This is a genomic window from Mesorhizobium sp. M1A.F.Ca.ET.072.01.1.1, from assembly GCF_004023325.1.
In the GTDB taxonomy this organism is placed as follows: Bacteria; Pseudomonadota; Alphaproteobacteria; order Rhizobiales; family Rhizobiaceae; genus Mesorhizobium.
On the sequence record NZ_RZSF01000754.1, the window covers coordinates 1 to 429 of the forward strand.

Consider the following 429-nt stretch of genomic DNA (forward strand, 5'->3'; position numbering starts at 1 on the left):
CCCGCCGGCCGCGGCGAGCGCGGCGGCGATGTCGCGCGGCGGCGGCAGGTCGGTGGCGAGTTCGGAAAAGCCGTCGAAGCCGCAGACCCGGACCAGACCCTGGCGGCCGAACTTTCTTTGATCGGTGACCACCACAGAGCGCTGGCCGCGCGACAGCACCATGCGGGCGAACTCCGCCTCTTCCAGATCGTAGTCCATCAGGCCGGCAATGGCGTCGACCGCGCCGATGGAGATCACCGCGTGGCTGACGGAGAAGCGGCTGACGAAGTCGATGGCCGAGACGCCGAAGGCGGCGCCGGAATCGCTGCGCAACTCGCCGCCGGCCATGTAGACCTTGTTGCCGTTGACGGTGGCGAGCGTGCGGGCGATGTCCGACGAATTGGTGACGACGGTGAGCCGCCGGTGGCCGAGCAACTCGCGGGCGAGGAA

At 69.5% G+C, this 429-nt stretch carries 1 protein-coding gene; it reads right to left on the reverse strand.

The window, feature by feature from the left end:
* Positions 1 to 429: DeoR/GlpR family DNA-binding transcription regulator (locus tag EOA32_RS37870; protein ID WP_245499546.1), on the reverse strand; the 429-nt coding region annotated here is incomplete at both ends.